The organism is Thermodesulfobacteriota bacterium, assembly GCA_035559815.1.
GTDB lineage: Bacteria > Desulfobacterota_D > UBA1144 > Nemesobacterales > CSP1-2 > DATMAT01.
Window position 1 is genome coordinate 52,868 of sequence record DATMAT010000042.1, and the last position, 17,608, is coordinate 70,475.

Annotated in this window: 16 protein-coding genes; 10 read left to right on the forward strand and 6 right to left on the reverse strand. The window is 47.3% G+C overall.

Features of this window, described 5'->3' with window-relative positions:
• Positions 1–17 precede the first annotated feature (17 nt).
• From metK to scpB, 6 genes are all read left to right on the forward strand, one after another.
• Positions 18–1,172: a methionine adenosyltransferase gene (metK, locus tag VNN20_11440; protein HWP92794.1), complete on the forward strand. Its 1,155-nt coding sequence runs from the start codon at positions 18–20 to the stop codon at positions 1,170–1,172.
• Between the two features lie 96 nt (positions 1,173–1,268).
• On the forward strand, positions 1,269–2,525 hold the full coding sequence (gene ahcY, locus VNN20_11445) for an adenosylhomocysteinase (GenBank protein HWP92795.1): 1,257 nt from the start codon (positions 1,269–1,271) through the stop codon (positions 2,523–2,525).
• A gap of 18 nt (positions 2,526–2,543) precedes the next feature.
• Positions 2,544–3,431, forward strand: coding sequence for a site-specific tyrosine recombinase XerD (gene xerD, locus VNN20_11450; GenBank protein ID HWP92796.1), 888 nt, complete (start codon positions 2,544–2,546; stop codon positions 3,429–3,431).
• Positions 3,432–3,461: 30 nt separating this feature from the next.
• Positions 3,462–4,145, forward strand: a complete 684-nt coding sequence (locus tag VNN20_11455) for a site-2 protease family protein (protein HWP92797.1) — start codon at positions 3,462–3,464, stop codon at positions 4,143–4,145.
• Positions 4,146–4,171: 26 nt separating this feature from the next.
• Positions 4,172–4,930, forward strand: coding sequence for a segregation/condensation protein A (locus VNN20_11460; GenBank protein ID HWP92798.1), 759 nt, complete (start codon positions 4,172–4,174; stop codon positions 4,928–4,930).
• Positions 4,899–5,462, forward strand: coding sequence for an SMC-Scp complex subunit ScpB (gene scpB / locus VNN20_11465; GenBank protein HWP92799.1), 564 nt, complete (start codon positions 4,899–4,901; stop codon positions 5,460–5,462). The genes VNN20_11460 and scpB overlap by 32 nt, the downstream gene beginning before the upstream one ends.
• On the opposite strand, the gene ybeY is transcribed toward scpB, so the two are convergent.
• Complete coding sequence (gene ybeY / locus VNN20_11470; protein HWP92800.1) at positions 5,427–5,909, reverse strand: rRNA maturation RNase YbeY; 483 nt, start codon at positions 5,907–5,909, stop codon at positions 5,427–5,429. The two genes, scpB and ybeY, sit on opposite strands and share 36 nt — an antisense overlap.
• Before the next feature lie 349 nt (positions 5,910–6,258).
• Between ybeY and VNN20_11475 the strand changes: the two genes are divergently transcribed.
• Positions 6,259–7,008, forward strand: a complete 750-nt coding sequence (locus tag VNN20_11475) for a hypothetical protein (GenBank protein HWP92801.1) — start codon at positions 6,259–6,261, stop codon at positions 7,006–7,008.
• 661 nt (positions 7,009–7,669) lie between these two features.
• A complete protein-coding gene (gene der / locus VNN20_11480) occupies positions 7,670–9,022 on the forward strand; it encodes a ribosome biogenesis GTPase Der (protein HWP92802.1) in 1,353 nt (450 codons plus the stop codon).
• A gap of 78 nt (positions 9,023–9,100) precedes the next feature.
• Here der and VNN20_11485 read toward each other — a convergent pair whose 3' ends face one another.
• Positions 9,101–10,348, reverse strand: a complete 1,248-nt coding sequence (locus VNN20_11485) for a glycosyltransferase family 4 protein (GenBank protein HWP92803.1) — start codon at positions 10,346–10,348, stop codon at positions 9,101–9,103.
• A 117-nt stretch (positions 10,349–10,465) separates the two neighbouring features.
• Here VNN20_11485 and VNN20_11490 point away from each other — a divergent pair, with 117 nt between their 5' ends.
• Positions 10,466–11,122: a hypothetical protein gene (locus VNN20_11490; protein ID HWP92804.1), complete on the forward strand. Its 657-nt coding sequence runs from the start codon at positions 10,466–10,468 to the stop codon at positions 11,120–11,122.
• 464 nt (positions 11,123–11,586) lie between these two features.
• Here VNN20_11490 and VNN20_11495 read toward each other — a convergent pair whose 3' ends face one another.
• On the reverse strand, positions 11,587–11,781 hold the full coding sequence (locus VNN20_11495; protein HWP92805.1) for a hypothetical protein: 195 nt from the start codon (positions 11,779–11,781) through the stop codon (positions 11,587–11,589).
• A 95-nt stretch (positions 11,782–11,876) separates the two neighbouring features.
• Entirely contained in the window at positions 11,877–12,464 is a 588-nt protein-coding gene (locus VNN20_11500; GenBank protein HWP92806.1) for a polyhydroxyalkanoate synthesis regulator DNA-binding domain-containing protein, read from the reverse strand.
• Positions 12,465–12,610: 146 nt separating this feature from the next.
• On the opposite strand from VNN20_11500, the gene VNN20_11505 reads away from it, so the two are divergent.
• Positions 12,611–13,537, forward strand: coding sequence for a branched-chain amino acid transaminase (locus VNN20_11505; GenBank protein HWP92807.1), 927 nt, complete (start codon positions 12,611–12,613; stop codon positions 13,535–13,537).
• 480 nt (positions 13,538–14,017) lie between these two features.
• Here VNN20_11505 and sppA read toward each other — a convergent pair whose 3' ends face one another.
• Both sppA and VNN20_11515 read right to left on the reverse strand, forming a co-directional pair.
• Positions 14,018–15,664 (reverse strand): signal peptide peptidase SppA, encoded by a 1,647-nt coding sequence (gene sppA, locus VNN20_11510; GenBank protein HWP92808.1) that lies wholly within the window; start codon positions 15,662–15,664, stop codon positions 14,018–14,020.
• A gap of 323 nt (positions 15,665–15,987) precedes the next feature.
• Positions 15,988–17,454 (reverse strand): leucyl aminopeptidase, encoded by a 1,467-nt coding sequence (locus VNN20_11515; GenBank protein HWP92809.1) that lies wholly within the window; start codon positions 17,452–17,454, stop codon positions 15,988–15,990.
• Positions 17,455–17,608 lie beyond the last annotated feature (154 nt).

Here is a 17,608-nt window from a genome sequence, read left to right on the forward strand (position 1 = left end):
GGAACTAATATATGGCTCTGGGCAGTTTTATTTTTACCTCGGAATCGGTTACCGAGGGCCATCCCGATAAAATGGCGGACCAGATCTCCGACTCTATACTGGATGCGGTTTTATCTCAGGACCCGCATGGAAGGGTGGCCTGTGAAACCCTGCTCACCACCGGCCTGGTGGTCGTAGCCGGTGAATTCAAGACCACTACCAATTTTAGCATTTCGTCGATCGTGAGGGATACAATCAGGGAAATAGGATATACGGATAGCTCTATGGGTTTTGACTGTGATAACTGCGGTGTGATGATTTCTATAGGAAGGCAGTCCCCGGACATTGCCCTGGGAGTGGATGCAACTAAAGAAAAGGAACAAGGCGCCGGGGACCAGGGGTTGATGTTCGGCTATGCCATAGATGAGACGCCGGAGCTTATGCCCACGCCTATCATGTATGCGCATAAGCTGGCAAGACGGCTTTCCGAGACCAGAAAAAACGGGACACTCCCGTTCTTAAGGCCAGACGGAAAAACACAGGTAACCGTGAGATATGAAGACCACAAGCCAGTGGGTATAGATGTGATAGTTGTCTCCACTCAACACTCGTCTGATGTCGGTAACTCCACCATATACGAGGGGGTTTTAGAGGAGGTGATAAAGCCGGTTATTCCGGAGAGGCTTCTATCCCCGAAGACTAAGGTATACATTAACCCTACCGGTCGGTTTGTGATTGGCGGCCCTAAGGGTGATACCGGATTAACCGGAAGAAAGATAATAATAGATACGTACGGCGGATGGTCAAGACATGGGGGTGGGGCTTTCTCCGGAAAAGACCCCTCCAAGGTTGATAGAAGCGCAAGCTACATGGCACGATATATAGCTAAGAACATCGTCGCCGCCGGGTTTGCCAAAGAGTGTGAGGTGCAGATTGCATACGCCATAGGCGTGCCGGAGCCCGTGTCCGTATTGGTCGATACCTTCGGCACCGGTATTTTTCCGGAGGATAAGATATCCAGGGCCATAAGAGAGGTTTTTGACCTGAGGCCGGCCGGAGTGGTAAAAACCCTCGACTTGCTGAGACCGATCTATAAAAACACCGCGGCCTACGGCCATTTTGGAAGAAACGAGCCGGATTTTACCTGGGAGAAAGTAAACAAGGTGGAAGAGCTAAGAAAGGCAATTGAATAAGTTTCCACCGAGTCCGATAATTAACCCCTTAGACTACGAAGATGACAGAGGCAACGAAGTGTTGCCACATTATCAGTCGATAAACGGAGGATAAACATGAAATACGACGTAAAAGATTTGGCCCTTTCCAAGGAAGGCCGCTTACGAGTGGAATGGTCAGCTCAGGAGATGCCGGTGCTTGCTCAGATACGCAATCGGTTTAAGAAGGAGAAGCCACTCAAGGGAATCAGATTGGCCGCCTGTCTTCACGTTACTACGGAGACCGGAAATCTGGCCATAACCTTGAAAGAGGGGGGTGCGGACGTAACCCTGTGCGCCTCTAACCCGTTGAGCACCCAAGACCCCGTTGCCGCATACCTAGTCAAAGAGCACAAGATGTCCGTCTTTGCCATAAAGGGCGAAGATACCAAGACCTATTATCAACACATAATCAGCACACTCGATTCCGCCCCAAACGTGACCATGGATGACGGAGCAGACCTAGTTTCTACCCTCCATAAAGAAAGGGTCAAGCTTCTTGATAATGTTATAGGCGGGACGGAAGAGACCACCACCGGCGTTATCCGCTTGAGAAGCATGGCCGAGCGCGGGGTATTGCGCTATCCTATCATCGCGGTTAACGACGCCGACACCAAGCACTTTTTCGATAACCGATACGGCACCGGCCAGAGCACCATCGACGGTATTATCCGGGCTACGAACCGTTTAATCGCCGGCACCAATTTTGTCGTCTGCGGATACGGCTGGTGCGGTAAGGGTGTAGCGATGAGGGCAAGAGGCCTCGGTGCAAATGTAATCGTGACCGAGGTGGACCCCCTGAAAGCCCTGGAAGCGGTAATGGACGGCTTCAGGGTGATGTCTATCGATGAGGCGGCAAAGGTAGGAGACTTTTTCTGCACGGTCACCGGGAATCTGAACGTTATCAGAAAGGAACATTTTTCCAGAATGAGGGATGGAGCCATTATCTGCAATTCCGGCCATTTCAACGTGGAGATTGACCTGAAGGGCCTGCGAAACATATCCAGGAGCAGGAGGAAGATAAGGGAGTACGTCGAGGAATTTACCCTTAAAAACGGCAAACGGCTCAACGTCCTCGGCGAGGGAAGGCTTATAAACCTGGCCTCAGCCGAGGGGCATCCTTCGAGCGTCATGGACATGAGCTTTGCCAACCAGGCCCTTTGTGTTGAATACCTGGTGAAGAACAGGAAAAAACTGGAGAACAAGGTTTATGGCGTTCCGGAGAGGGTGGACAAGATGGTTGCGGAGATGAAATTGAAATCGCTAGGAGTAAAAATCGACAGGCTCACCCCCGAGCAGAGTAAATATCTAAGCTCGTGGGAGGTTGGCACATAATACTATATTTTTCCGAACATGAATAACCTCCAGGATTCTTTTATCTCTTATCTCGCCGTGGTGAAAGGGCTTTCAAAGAACACCTTGGAGTCTTATGGAAGAGATGTCTCGAAGTGGGTAGTTTACCTAGAAGAAAGAGGGATCGTTGATATCAGAGAAGTCGATTACAAGGTCATTCTTGATTTTCTGACACATCTAAGAGAGCAGAACCTTAATGCCCGGTCCGTAGCTCGGATACTGGTCTCCATAAAACAGTTTTTCAGATTTCTTCTCGCCGAAAAAATCATAGAGAAAGATCCCACCTTTCTTATACGCACCCCCAAGATTAGGACCTCTATCCCCGGCGTTCTGTCGCTCGACGACGTGGAGAAGCTCCTCTCCGCTCCCGATGATAAGACTCCCGAGGGTGTGCGTGATCTAGCCATGCTGGAAGTTTTATACGCAACCGGCATAAGGGTGACGGAGCTTGTCTCCCTTCAACTTAACAGCGTCAACTTCGAGCTTGGATACCTGATGGTTTACGGAAAAGGGGGAAAGGAAAGAATAGTGCCTATCGGAGATAAGGCCATAGCCAGCCTCCAAGAATACATGAATATCTCCAGGCCCAGCCTGCTTAAGTCCAGAAAATCGGTTTACCTATTTGTGACCAGGCGTGGTGGAAAGATGACCCGTCAAGGATTCTGGAAGCTGATCAAGGGATATGCCGGCAGGACCGGGATCGGCAAGAAAATAAGCCCGCACACACTCAGACACTCCTTCGCCACCCACCTCCTTGAGCGGGGGGCGGATTTGAGAACCATACAGATTATGCTCGGACACTCGGACATCTCCACGACGCAGATATATACCCATATCCAGAGGGAAAGATTAAAAGAAATACACAGGAAATATCATCCGAGGTCCTAAGACTGCGATAGAAAAGGAAAAGTACACGGAATGGATTTTAATCTTAAACTCATATTAATTCAGGCTCCGGTTATCCTCTTTGCCCTCACCGTTCACGAGTTCTGTCATGCCTGGGTTGCAGATATGCTCGGTGATGACACTGCCAAGAGGCAGGGGCGGCTCACGCTTAACCCGATCGCTCACCTCGACGTTTTTGGAACCATCCTCATGTTCCTGGCTGGGTTTGGTTGGGCAAAGCCGGTCCCGGTTAACCCGCTTAATTTCGAGAACCCCAGAAAAGGGATGCTCTTAGTGGCCATAGCCGGGCCGATTTCAAACCTGGCCATGGCCATTGTCGCCGGAATGATTCTAAAATTCGGGATTATAGACGTTAAGGGCATCGTGATAAACCCGTCCGTAACCGGAATAATGCCTACTATACTGGTGATGGTAATACTTACGCTCCAATTCGGCGTTGCGCTTGCCGTATTCAACATGCTTCCCCTGCCCCCGCTCGACGGCTCCAGGGTTGTCTACGGGCTTTTACCGGAAAGGCAGGCTTACGCCTATAGCCGCTTCGAGCCATACGGAATAATAATACTATTTGGCCTATTCTTTTTTGGAGGCCGTGTGTTTACCTACGTTCTCTGGTATCCTGTGTCCATCATAACCGAGTTTTTATCCGGCTATAGTTACTTCGAGCTATGGAGTGTAGTCAGGCATCTTTCTGCCTAACTTTAGCTGAACCACCGAGGAGAGCTTTGGAACTGGCCGAACCCTGCTTGGTAAAAATCGACGCATTCGAAGGCCCTCTTGACCTTCTACTTCATCTCATCAAGAAGAACGAGATCGATATCTACGATATCCCCATAGCCGTCATAACCGAGCAGTATCTGGAGTACCTGGAAATGATGAGGAATCTCAACCTGGAGATAGTCGGAGATTATCTGGTGGTAGCCGCCGAACTTGGCTTGATTAAGTCCCATTTTCTCCTTCCTCAACCCGAGCCGGAAAAAGAGGATGAGACAGACCCCCGGGCAGAGTTGGTAAGAAGGCTTATCGAATACCAGAGATATAAAGAGGCGGCGTTGAAGTTATCGGAGTTTCAGATACTGGAGAGAGACGTTTTTGTGAGGGTATTCCAGGACGACCAGGAGGACAAAATAAATGCCTTAATCAGAGCAGACCTGTGGTCGCTCATAGATGCCTTGCGTGACATATACAAGCGCAGGAGCGAGATATGGCCTGAACCCATAAGGTTAGAGTTGGAAACCTCGACCATAGACGAAAAGATAGAGGAACTGGCCTCCAAGGTCCGGTCTCATAAGACTGTACTCTTTGAGGAGCTTTTCGACGAGCTTACGTCGAGCTACGATTTTGTATTGACCTTCCTGGCCCTGCTGGAACTGATAAGAAGTTCAACCATTGCTGCATACCAGGATAGCCCCTACAGTTCGATCAAACTCGTTTATTTAGGAGGGTCCCAGCTTGGACCGCAGCCGTATCAAGAAGGCAATTGAGAGCATTATTTTCACTTCGGATAAACCGGTATCCCTTCAAAAACTCCGCCATGTATTTTCCGATTTGAGCGGTGAAGAGGTGCAGGAGTGTGTGAATGAGTTGATCACCGAGTGGAATGTGCTCGACCGTGGTTTTGGCATCCACGAGGTTGCCGGTGGCTATCAGTTCAGGACGTCACCCCAATACAGCGATTTTATAATAAGGTTCAAGCAACTGAAGCCCTTCAAGCTTAGCCGTGCTGCCCTCGAGGTTCTGGCAATAGTCGCTTATAGACAGCCCATTACCAGAATAGAGATTGACCAGATTAGGGGAGTGGATTCGTCCGGGGTGGTAACCATGCTACTGGATAGGCGTCTCATTCAGATAAAGGGTAGAAAGGACGTTATAGGACGGCCTTTCCTTTTTGGAACAACCGATGAATTCCTTGAAACCTTCGGACTGAAAAGTTTGGGTGACCTTCCTACTCTGAAAGAACTTGAGGAAATTGAAAAGGCTTTACAGCCTACCTTGCTTGGGTTGGACCAGGGATAAAAGCTCTTTTTCCTTTTTTCTCATTGCTATTGTTTCTTTCCTTTTCTTATGGTCGTGGCCGATGAGGTGTAGGGTGCCGTGTATGATTAGTCTTTGTATTTCTTTTTTTGTTGGGGTTTTGTATCTTTTTGCTTGTCTCTTGGCTGTTTCTATTGAGATGATTATGTCTCCTAATAAAAAATTTTGTTTGTGGTTGTGTGCAATAGCGGAATTAACATTCTCGGGATTCAAGACATACTGCGGGAACGAAAGTACATCGGTAGTCCTTTTTATCCCTCTGTAGGTTTCGTTAAGATTCCTCATGGTAATGTCGTCGACAAGGCTTATAGAGACCTCGGTATGGCTTGGGAGGTTGAGTGCTTTGAGGATTAAAGTCATTTCTTTTTTTAAAGCCCTCTTTTCTGCCGAACTTAGATATGGTTTGCTATCGGTTATGAGTATTTTCATGCCATGCCCTACCCTTTGCTTGATTATTATAACCAATCACTGCTTTTTGAATCAGGTTCCTTATTTTTATGTTTGTTATGCAGGTTATAACTTTTACCCCCACCTTAATCCTCCCCCTTACGGGGAGGAAAATTTTAGTGTTGCTTCTTCTTTGTCCATTATTGAAGTCCTTTGTTTCATCAGGCCAACTCCGAAAATGAATCTCTTATTCTGGAAACGTTTGATTATAATTAATAATTAACTGCAGTTAGCAATAGCGGATATAAGATTGGCCCAGTTAATTAGGACTGATTTCTTTCACCACATGCAATTATCAGGATAAAATTTAAATGTTGTTGGTAGACTTAAAATGACCTCAGACGAATTATACCAGGGACTATCGCAACTATTTTCGGCGCGTGGGTTTAATCTTATCCGCCTGATAAGAGCCGAGGACTATGATAGAAATGCCGCGGAAAAACGACGCATTGCCAACCTCTTGCCCGGCGCTAATTCCCTCATACTGGTTGGCTTTGCCGGTAAAGATTTTTGGAGCATCTTACAAACCTTTCTTGAAAAAAACTGGGAATTCAAAAACACAAGAGAACATTGGATTGATGACTATACTTTGTTCTCTTTTGAATCAGCACGCCGGATCCTCGAAGATGAAAAGGTAAATTACAGGACGTCATTTCCATTTGATCATACGGACTACACGCTCGATTTCTCTAAGCTAGGAGAACTGGGAGGAATAGGCGTCAAAAGCCTATTGGGTATTTTGATTCATCCCGAATACGGCTCATGGATTTCCCTACGTGGGGCTATCATCACCGACTTGGAATTCAAAGCCTATGATAAACCCTTAGAGTATTTCGATCCATGTCCTCCTTGCTCGAAACCGTGTATATCTGCCTGCCCGGCAAGAACGATTTCTGAAAAAGATGGATGGGACTACTACGCCTGCATGAAATTTCGAGTGAGTAGCAATACGTGCAATGATAACTGTGCCTCCCGGCGCGCCTGTCCCTACGGCAAGGAGCACCAGTATTCAGAGGAGCAACTGGCTTATCATCACCGGTTTGTCCTCAGGAGTATAAAGAATCATTTCCAAAAGTCCTAAGCAAACTGGTATGTAAAAACTGATTTCAATCTTTATAGACGAACTCGCTGCTGTCCAAAATAATTAGAAACTAATAGATTCACTCTCATAAAACAAGCCTCTTCGACAAACAAAAACGCCCTCTTAAAATCTCTTTTATGTTCGCTATGCAAGCGCTCTCCTAACCCTATTTGTCAGAGTATCTTTTCTACACCTCAGTTACACCCTTCTCTACACTAACACACCCCGTCCCTTCGGGACACCCCTCTCTAGAGGGGAATCTCTACAGCAAGTCCCCTCTTGAGAGGGGATTTAGGGGTGTGTAATGTGGGTGAGATGAAGAGATGCACAATCATCCCATGTAATTCCGAGCTAAAAGAAAAGCTTCATAAACTGGCCATCTAGTTAGTAGTGCCTATAAAATAAGGTGCATCCTTCTGCCCTTTGACTGGGCTGAACAGTCCCTTCGACTCCGCTGGGACTGGCTTACAGAGGGGGGAATTAAAGAGGGGTTGCTTTCTCTTTGTCCGTCACTAGAGCCCTTTGATAAGTATCGGGCAAGCTCTGATAATTAGTCTCTTATTTTTGACAAGTTTGATATAAACGAAAAATCAATTCTGAATGCAATAGCGGATCTAGAGCCAACTCATTAAAATAATATGGTATCATTGAGACCTAATTCATGAATAAAACCAAGGAAAAAATTAAAAGAAGAAAACCGCTCGTGGCCATTGTGGGAAGGCCGAACGTGGGAAAATCCACATTATTTAACAGGATTATCGGCTGGCAGAAGGCCATAGTGGAAGACGTCCCCGGGGTAACCAGGGACCGGATATACGGAGAGGCGGAATGGGCCGGGGTCGAATTTAACATAATCGACACCGGCGGACTCGAGCCTGAGTCCGATGACTTTTACCTATCCTTGATAAAAAGCCAGATCGAGGTGGCCATAAACGAGGCAGACCTCATTCTCTTCATCTTGGATGGAAAAACCGAGGTAATGCCCCAGGACATAGAGATCTCCAAGCTCTTAAGAAAGAGGACAAAACCCGTTCTTTACGTGGTGAATAAAGTCGACCATGAAAAGCACGAAATAAGCGCTCTTGACTTTCATTCCCTGGGGGTTGACAAGTTCGTCTCCGTATCCGCCGTCCATGGAAGAAGGATGGACGAGCTTCTCGACGCTATTGTAGAGAACCTTCCGCAAACGGATGCTATAGCCGATGACCATGACCAGAACGCCATCAGGGTAGCAGTAGTGGGTAAGCCTAACGTGGGCAAATCCACCCTGATTAATAAAATCCTAGGCGAAGAGAGGTTACTCACGAGCCCACTACCGGGAACCACCAGGGACTCCATAGACACCTACGTAGAAAGGGGCAGCAAGAAATATATATTCATCGACACCGCCGGTATAAGAAGAAAATCAAAGGTCACCTTCTCCGTGGAGAGGTACAGTGTGCTAAGAGCGATCAAGACAATCGAAAGAGCCGACGTTGTTTTACTCATGATCGACAGCCAGGAAGGACCGACCCACCAGGATGCCCGCATCGGAGAGCTCATACACGACAAGGGAAAGGGATGCGTTATTTTGCTGAATAAATGGGACCTGGTCCCGGAGAAGATTGCTGAGACAACCGGCATCGAAGACATAACCAGGGACAGGTTAAAGGAGATAGACTTTGCCCCGGTTATTTCCATATCCGCATTAACCGGGAAGCGGGTGAACAAGATATTTGACTGCATAGAGCTTGTCTATCAGAACTACAGCCGGAGAATCGCCACGAAGCCGCTTAACAGAATGCTCGAAGCAGTCCTTAAAACAAACCCTCCTCCGATCTATAAGGGAACGGAGATTAAGTTCTATTACATATCCCAGCCCATGACCAAGCCGCCCACATTTGTGATATTCACAAACCGTATTAAAGGGATTCCGGAGAGCTATCAGAAATTTTTGGAGAACAGGCTAAGACAGGAATTCGATTTAGAGGGAACACCCATAAAGTTGATATTCAGGGAGAGAAGGAGGAAGTGATGAGAGTATGGGGGTATGGGGGTGAACGGTGTGTGGGGCAGTGAGCTATGCCCATACGTCCAAACGCCCACACTTATTCTAGGTATATTTCTCCGCCACTTCCAATATATTTTTCTCCACATCACTGCTTCTATCCTTTGCAGAAAATAACCTCATCACCCTCTCCCTGCCGGCTGCTCCCATCGATAGGCGAAGAGGCCGGTCTGAAATAAGCCGGGATATAGACTTACCCATCTGCTCGGTATTCCCGGGCTGGTTGAGTATCCCGGTCACCCCGTTTTCCACAGCTTCTACAATACCGCCGACGCTGAAGCCTACTACCGGCAAGCCAAAGCACATAGCCTCTATAACCACCCTCGGAAAAGGGTCCGGATAGTTAGAGGGTATGACAAAAACGTCAAAGTCCTTGAGGTAAGGCCTTACATCCTTTTTGTATCCGGTAAAGATGAAGAAACCCTCAAGGTCATGGTTCCTCACCAAACCTTTTAAAAACTGTAGATGATTATCCTGGAAAAAATAGGGCGTATCCCCGACAATAACGAATCTAACCTTGGCCATATCGTTACCCATACTGCCTTTCACGGCAAGGGCCGACCTTATCAGGTATTCATAACCCTTCTTCGGGACTATCCTCCCCGTGCTTCCCACTACGATCGCCCCCTCCGGAATGTTGAACTCGTGGCGTAAAACGCCCATTGTCTTTTCCGGGTCGAAGTCTTGAGGGTCAATCCCATTATGGATAACCACTATCTTATCCCGGCTAAAATGAAACTGACCCGCAGTAGGGTTGGAGACACATATAATCTTTTTCACCACCGGAAGGGCGGAGAGAAGGTTGATGGTTAGCCATAGAGCTTTGGTTTGTTGAATATTCCTTACATGCCATATAACCGGACATAGGCTAAAAACGCCCATCAGCGCGCCCACGATCTTAGCCACCGTGCCGTTGCAGTATATTATGTTTATTCTCTTCCTTCTTATTAAAAATGGAGAAGAAATTACGAATAGAGCCAGGTCGAGGATATTCAAGATTACCGAGAGAATTTTGAATAGTCTGGATAAGGCAGGAGGCTCATCATCACTCCTGAGCCAACTCCAATTGAGCCGCGGCCTGAGAACGTTCTCCGGGAATTTTCTTTCGACGATAATCCTATCTCCAAGACCCTCATTTCTTACCAAATCGGTAAAAACATCCTCCTTGGGCACCAGGACAAAAGGGTCAATTCTGGTTTTATCTACATATTTCAGGATATAAAAGAGGCTTCGCCCCGGGCCCCCGTCCCTCACAGAGTGGTTTATGAAGAGTACTCTTGTCGGTGATTCCATTATCAGGTTCTTAGCTTACCAATTTACCATGCCATAAAGGGATTATCTAATGAAAACCCGCCCACCGTCAGTATAATATTATTCAAAATTCACATAGCGAGATACCCGGAGGCATGAATGAGGACGAAAAAAATTACTTCTGTACTCAGTTTTGTATTAATCATTATAACTATCTCTTTACTCATATCAGGCGGCTGCGACATAAAATTTAGCTCCGACAATGACAACGGTAACGGAGGAAATAACGACGCAGTCCTTCAAGGAACAATAACCGAAATTACACCTGATACTGATATAGAGGGTATAACCGTCGAAGTAGAGGACGAGGACAGCGGAAATCTGTTTTCAGACATAACCGATGCCGACGGATTCTTTCGAATCGAAGGAAATTTCAGCGGCTCTCCGGCCAGGCTTGAGTTTCTTGACGAAAGCCTAGAACGAATAGCCCTAACCAGCATCACCGTATTCCCCGGAGCCGAAGTGGACGTTGGAAACATAACCATTACCAATGGAAATGTAGAATTTGAAGACATAAACGTGGTTTTCGAAGGGGACATTATCGAAAACAACTGCTCCGGAGATTCCGGCACTTTAGAGGTGGAAGTAGATAGTGATACAGAAGTTATAGTTCAGGTAAGCTCCGCCACTGAAATAATACTCGATAATGATGATGACCTAATTTGTGAAGATTTATTGGTCGGAGATAATATCGAGATTGATGGAGTGCTATCAGCCGGAGATATAGTAGAAGCCGATAGAATCGAAGTGCTTTGATCATTTTCGTGTCAACCCACCCATACCCATTTTATCGGAAAGCCTGAATATATTGTCGCCTCAATTGCTGTCATTGTCATGAATGATAGTTGTAGGGGCACGCTGCAGCGCGCCCCTACCCTACAGTAATAAATTACTACACCAAGTCTGCTAAGCCGAATAAATTAGGCCCCATCCTTGAAGATTCGATGAACAATTGTTGGCAATTATCACTGCTGTCCAAAATAATTAGAAACCAGAGGTTCAAACTAGTAAGACAAGGCCTTCAAGTAGATAAAACGTCTTTTTAAAATCGGGGCAACCCCTTTTATCTCCGCTACGCGAGTGCCATCCTAATCCTATTGTTGAAATAGCTTTTAACCCTACTCACCCTTCGTCTCAGTTTCAGGGTGAAGAGATATTGCTGTGAATTTTCCATGTCCTTCATGGTGAGCGGAGTCGAACCATGAGCCTTTCAACTGCGCTCAAAGCCTGCCCAGAGCTGGTCCCCGATCTAATCGGGGAAGGGATAAACTCCGTCGAACCATGAACGCCCTTCGACTAGGCTCAGGGCGAGCGGGTTTCCCTCCGTTCTCCTTTCCCAAAAGTGAGGGAAAGGGAAAATCCTTCCGGGCCGTCATTGCCAGCGATGCCGTTCCCAGAATTCCCTCCCTCTTCATAGCTACCTCAGATCCCCGCGATGCAATCTCTCATTTTGGACAAGTATGAACAATTATAAAACAGGATGATAAATTTGGTTGTAAAGTGATAAACGCTAGCCAGGATGCTTTTCTTTAGCCCGGCTCTTTTTGGGCTTATCGATGGATTTAACCTTCTCCTCAAGCTCCTTAACTCTTTGCCGAAGAAACTCCATCTCCAGCATTTGCGGCGGTAAAAACTGCGTTTCCTCGGAAGCCGAATCCTTCTCCCCGTCATACCGACCGCCGGAATTGGCTTCTTCAAGATTCCTTGTGGGTATAGGAGGCTTCATTCCCGGAGGGAGCCAGCCCACCTCCTGCCACCAACGAAGGTTCTTCTTCATGCTTTCCTGGAAGGATAGATAAGGCTGGAACATCATCAGAAAGTAATTCTCGAAGAAATCCTTGGCTATCCTGTTTCCATACTTGATTAGCATGTGGAGAAACGATGTGGGAAGGATATCCACCTTGTTTTTTTCGCTCTCCAGTACGACCTGTATCAGTATGACCTTGGTAATATCCTCGTCCGTCTGCGAGTCAAGGACCTTAACCTCGTTGCCTTCCTTGATGATGTTGGCTATTTCTTCCAAGGTTACATAACGTTTATTGTTGGTGTCATATAACCTTCTATTGCTGTACTTTTTTATTATTACCTGTCCCGCCAATCTATTCTCCCCTCACAGCTTATGAGAATAGTATTATCCCGATAAAAAGATTCATAGTCAAGGATATTGAGGGCTTATTTACTTGACAACTCCGTGTTGAATAAGGAATATTCTATGAGCCTTCTGCAACTTAGGAGAAATTTTGCATGTCCGACAAACACAATTACTTGATTTGGTTTGATGGCGAGATGATTCCCTGGAATGAGGCAAAGGTTCACGTGCTTACGCACACCCTTCATTACGGACTAGGAGTCTTTGAGGGCATCAGGGCTTATCAGTGCCACGACGGACGACCGGCCATATTCCGCCTGTCCGACCATATAGACCGGCTTTATTCCTCCGCCCGAATCGGACAAATAAACATACCTTTTTCCAAGGAGGAATTACGGAAGGCTATATTCAAGGTTCTCATCGTAAACCAACTCAAGGAGGCATATATCCGGCCGATTGCCTTCATCGGCGACGGAGTGATGGGCGTCCATCCCAAAGATAACCCGATCAGGGTGGCCATTGCCGCATACCCCTGGGGGGCATACCTGGGGGACGAGGGTTTAACCAAGGGGATCAGGGCAAAGATTTCTTCTTACACCCGGATGCATGTGAACACCCATATGACCAAGGCAAAGATATGCGGGAACTACGTCAACTCGGTTATGGCAAAGCTGGAAGTGACCTCTCTGGGGTTTGACGAGGCACTCATGCTGGACACCGAAGGATACGTTTCCGAAGGGAGTGGAGAAAACATATTTATCGTCAGAAACGGTACACTCAAAACCCCTCCCCTAACCTCGATCCTGGAGGGAATCACCAGAAACACAGCCATAGAAATCGCCGACGACGAGGGAATAAAGATAGTTCAAGAGCGGTTCACGCGGGACGAGCTTTACATAGCAGATGAGGCGTTCTTCACCGGAACCGCCGCCGAGATCACCCCGATCAGGGAAGTCGACGGGAGGCCGATTGGAAACGGCAAACCCGGAGGAATAACCAAAAGACTACAGGACCGGTTCTTCGACATAGTAAAAGGGAAGGACCAAAAGTTCATCAATTGGCTCGATTATATACCTTGGTGAAGGGTTTCAGAACTCACCCTTCGTCCTAGTTTACCCTGAGCCTTTCGGCTATGCTCAAGATAAACTACGCCGAAGGGCTCAGAATAAATGGGCATTTTTATTTTTCTTTACCAGTGGGTAAACCACCGCTCATGCTGAGCGTGTCGACGCATCATACTGAGCCTGGTCGAAGTATAAATTTAGAACCTAAGGAGTTCGTCCTTCGATAGTTCGACAGGCTCACTATTCAGGACGAACGGGATTATCGGCAAGCTCACCACTCAGAACGAAGGGGATAGTAAAGGGGTTATTATTGACTTAGTCATGGTATTTAGGATTAAGTGGTATTAGAATGAGTTTCCTCTCTCTTTCATGGTGAGCCTTTCGACTGCGCTTAAAGCCCGTCCTGAGCTGGTCCCCGATCCGATCGGGGAAGGAGTAAACTCCGTCGAACCATGCCTAGAAGGATAAAGACCCCCAGCCACGATTTTTTTCCTAGCATCATTTAAAATCAATCCAAAATGGCATCATGGCCAGGATCTTCTCCCCCTTCAATGTCCGAAGACTATCCACCAAAGAATCTAGCTGTTCTCCGAAGAAGAACTTGCCAATAGGAGAGACCTGTATGTATTTAGGCTTCGAATAAAGCCTTATGACCGGCGTTAAATGACCGGGAATGCCCGCCTCTTTTTTAGCCAGGTTGATGGCACTCTTAATGCCGCCCAGTTCATCAACCAATCCCAGTTCCTTAGCCTGTCTTCCCGTCCATACTCTTCCTCGTGCCAACTGCTCTGCATCCTTAAAATCCATGTCCCTGACCTGGGCCACCTTCCCCACAAAATCATCGTACAATGATTTCATGATGAAGCCGAGTTTCTGCTCTTCACCCTTAGTGAAGGCTTTATAGCTAGAATATATAAGCGCCCTCTTCCCCCGCTTGACCCACTCCTTGTAGATACCGAGCTTCTTAAGCAGGTTCTCCATGTTAAACTTGCCCGAAATGATGCCGATAGAGCCGGTGAGGGTAAGGGGGTCGGCTACAATCTTCCTGGCGCCTAGCGCAATCATATACCCGCCGGAGGCGGCAACATCGGACATCGAGACTATCACCGGCTTTTTTTGAGAAATAGCCTTAATTTGATTGCGTACCAAATCGGAGGCAATCCCTGAACCCCCCGGGCTCGACAAGCGAAGGACTATAGCCTTTATCCCCGGGTCAGCGGCTAACCTCTCCAGCATCTTAGCCAGGGTTTGAGAACCTATAGTCTTGGGTCCTCCCCCGCTTCCCCTGCTTTCACCCTGGGTTATTATGCCCGAATCGCATATGAGGGCGATTATTCCCGCCCTCCCCCTGATTCTCTCGTCTATTAAGCGAAACAGGTCTCTCCCGGTTATAACTCGAAGTAAACCGGTTGCACTAATCTTTCGTATCTTGGTGCTCAGGATTTCCTCTATCCTTTTTTCCAGGTCTGTTTCGTATCCCAGTTCGTTGACCAGCCCATGGGCCAGGGCTTCCTGAGCGGTGAATGGTGCAGAGTCTATCAGTGCTTTTAGCTTCTTTTCATCAATGCCTCTTCCCTCGGAAACGTATTTTATAAACTGAGAGAAAAGGTCGTCGATGATCGAATTAATCATCTCCTTATGGGGCTCGGACATATCGCTTCTGGTAAAAGTCTCAGCGGCGCTCTTATACTCGCCGAGTCCCTTGATCTGAGCCTCTATCCCCAGCTTATTCAGGGCGTCTCTAAAGAATGTAACCTCCGCGCTTAGCCCGAGCAGGTTCAAAATTGTCCAGGGTGGAACTACGATGTAATCCGCGGCCGAGGCTATCAGGTATTCGATATTATCCCCGCCTTCCAGGTAGGCAAAGACCTTTTTACCCTTCTCCCTGAGTTCAATTATTGCCCTTCTAATCGTCTCCGCTCGGGCCAGTCCGATTTTAAGGCTGCCGATTTTAATCAGCACGCCGGCGACGTTAGTATTCTCCGAGACGCCGCTTAATAACTTCTCCAAGTCCCAAACAGTCATCCTTTTCCTTCTCGGGAGAAAAGGGATGATAAAACTATCCTCCTCATCGGGGATCTCCCCTTGAAGCTTTAGCTCCACAAAATTGTATTTCATGATTGAATCAATGGCCCTCTCTGTCATCGTCATTGGCTCTTACTAGTAGCAAAGTTAGAGCAGATTCAGCTTGAAAATCAACGAGCTTACAGCTAGAACTGAGCTATGTGATATTGTAATAATCCTATTTCCAGTGTCATTGGAGTAAAGCGACGAAGCAATCCGTTAGATTCTTCGCTGCTCCTTCACTTCCGCTCAGGACATGGCTCGGAATGACAGCCCATGTCAGATTGCTCCACGGAGTATAGGTCAAGAACATCAGACACCCTCGGTGTAGACTCATCGAAGGTACTCACAATGAATTATGATAAACATGTATATACAGAATAGTATCAAATTAAAACCATACATCAGTCAAGAATATATCTGATCATGGTCCTCACGCCGAAGCCGGTCGCCCCCTTCGGATATAAATCGCCCCCCTTCTCGTTGAAAGCGGGGCCGGCAATATCCAGATGAACCCAGGGCGTATCCCCGACAAACTTCTCCAGGAACATGGCCGCAGTAATAGCCCCGCCCCATCTGCCGCCGACATTCTTGACGTCTGCTATGTCACTCTCGATATCCTTTCTAAGCTCATCATCAAGCGGGAGCTGCCACACTTTTTCTCCGGCCAGTCTTGACGCCTTGATAACTTTATTCATGAGCCTATCGTTATTTCCCATAATCCCGGCCGTGTAACCCCCCAACGCTACAATGCAGGCCCCGGTCAGCGTAGCTAAGTCTACGATCTCATCCGCCTTTAACTGCACGGCGTATGAAAGTGCATCGGAAAGGACTATCCTTCCCTCCGCATCGGTGTCGATCACCTCGATCGTTTTTCCATTGAGCGCCCGAACTATATCGTCTGGCTTGTAAGCTTTTCCCCCGGGCATGTTTTCGGTAGCAGAGATAAGACCGTGGACACGTACTGAGGGTTTGAGCCTGGAAATTACCTTCATAACCGCCAAAACCACGGCCGCACCGGACATATCCATCTTCATCGTTCGCATGTTGTCCCTGGGCTTTATGCAAAGCCCGCCGCTGTCGAACGTAATCCCCTTGCCGACGATGGCCACGGTCTTACCGGACCTTCTCTTGGGCTCGTAGGTAAGGTGGATAAACTTTGGAGGCTCGTCGCTTCCCGATGAAACCGCAAGGAGAGCACCCATTCCCATTTCTTCCATATCCTTCCGGTCGAATATTTCACATCCGAGCTTTTCTTCCTCGGCTATCTCCTCGGCGATATCGGCGAGTTTAGTGGGGGTTATGACCGCAGGCGGCTCGTTGACCAGGTCGCGGGCGAAGTTTGTAGCTTCAGAAATAATTCTGGCAAATTCCAATTCTCTTTTAAAACCTCGTTCACCAATTTTATTGGAGAATAATTCTATCACCCGGTTACTGTTTTCTTTTTTGTTTCCGCTCTTGTATTTATCGAACTCGTAACTTCCAAGCATAAAGCCCTCAATTAGAGCCGATACATTACCGTTGTGCCCTCCAATATCGAGGCCAATGGAAATATTCCCGGAGTAAGGTTTGGTCTTTTTGGCAGCTAATATGCCCGCCCTCCTGAGCACGTCCGGAGAAAACCTTCCTTTTTTCCCAAGCCCTACGAGTAACACCCTTTCCGCACCGATTCTTCCTAACGTATTCAACATAACGCATTTTCCCAGCTCGCCGTTAAACTTCTCCTCCTGGGAAATTCGGCTCAAGCTCCCGCCTAATGACTCATCAACTTTTTTTACGATGTTCATCAGGCCGTCCCCCTCAAACCTGGCCAACATCAAAACACTACTTTTTACCCTTAGCGGGTTCCCTTCTCTTAATTTGAAGTCCAAGCTCAGTATCCTCACCTCTTTAGCACTCGTTTAATTAAATAGTTTAACATATTAGCCATCGCAGAAGGTCAGAAAAGGTTGCTTCTATGGTAAAGAATCAAACTTAAGATAGAATATTAGTGATAAAAACCAGTTAATCGCAAGGAGACATGAC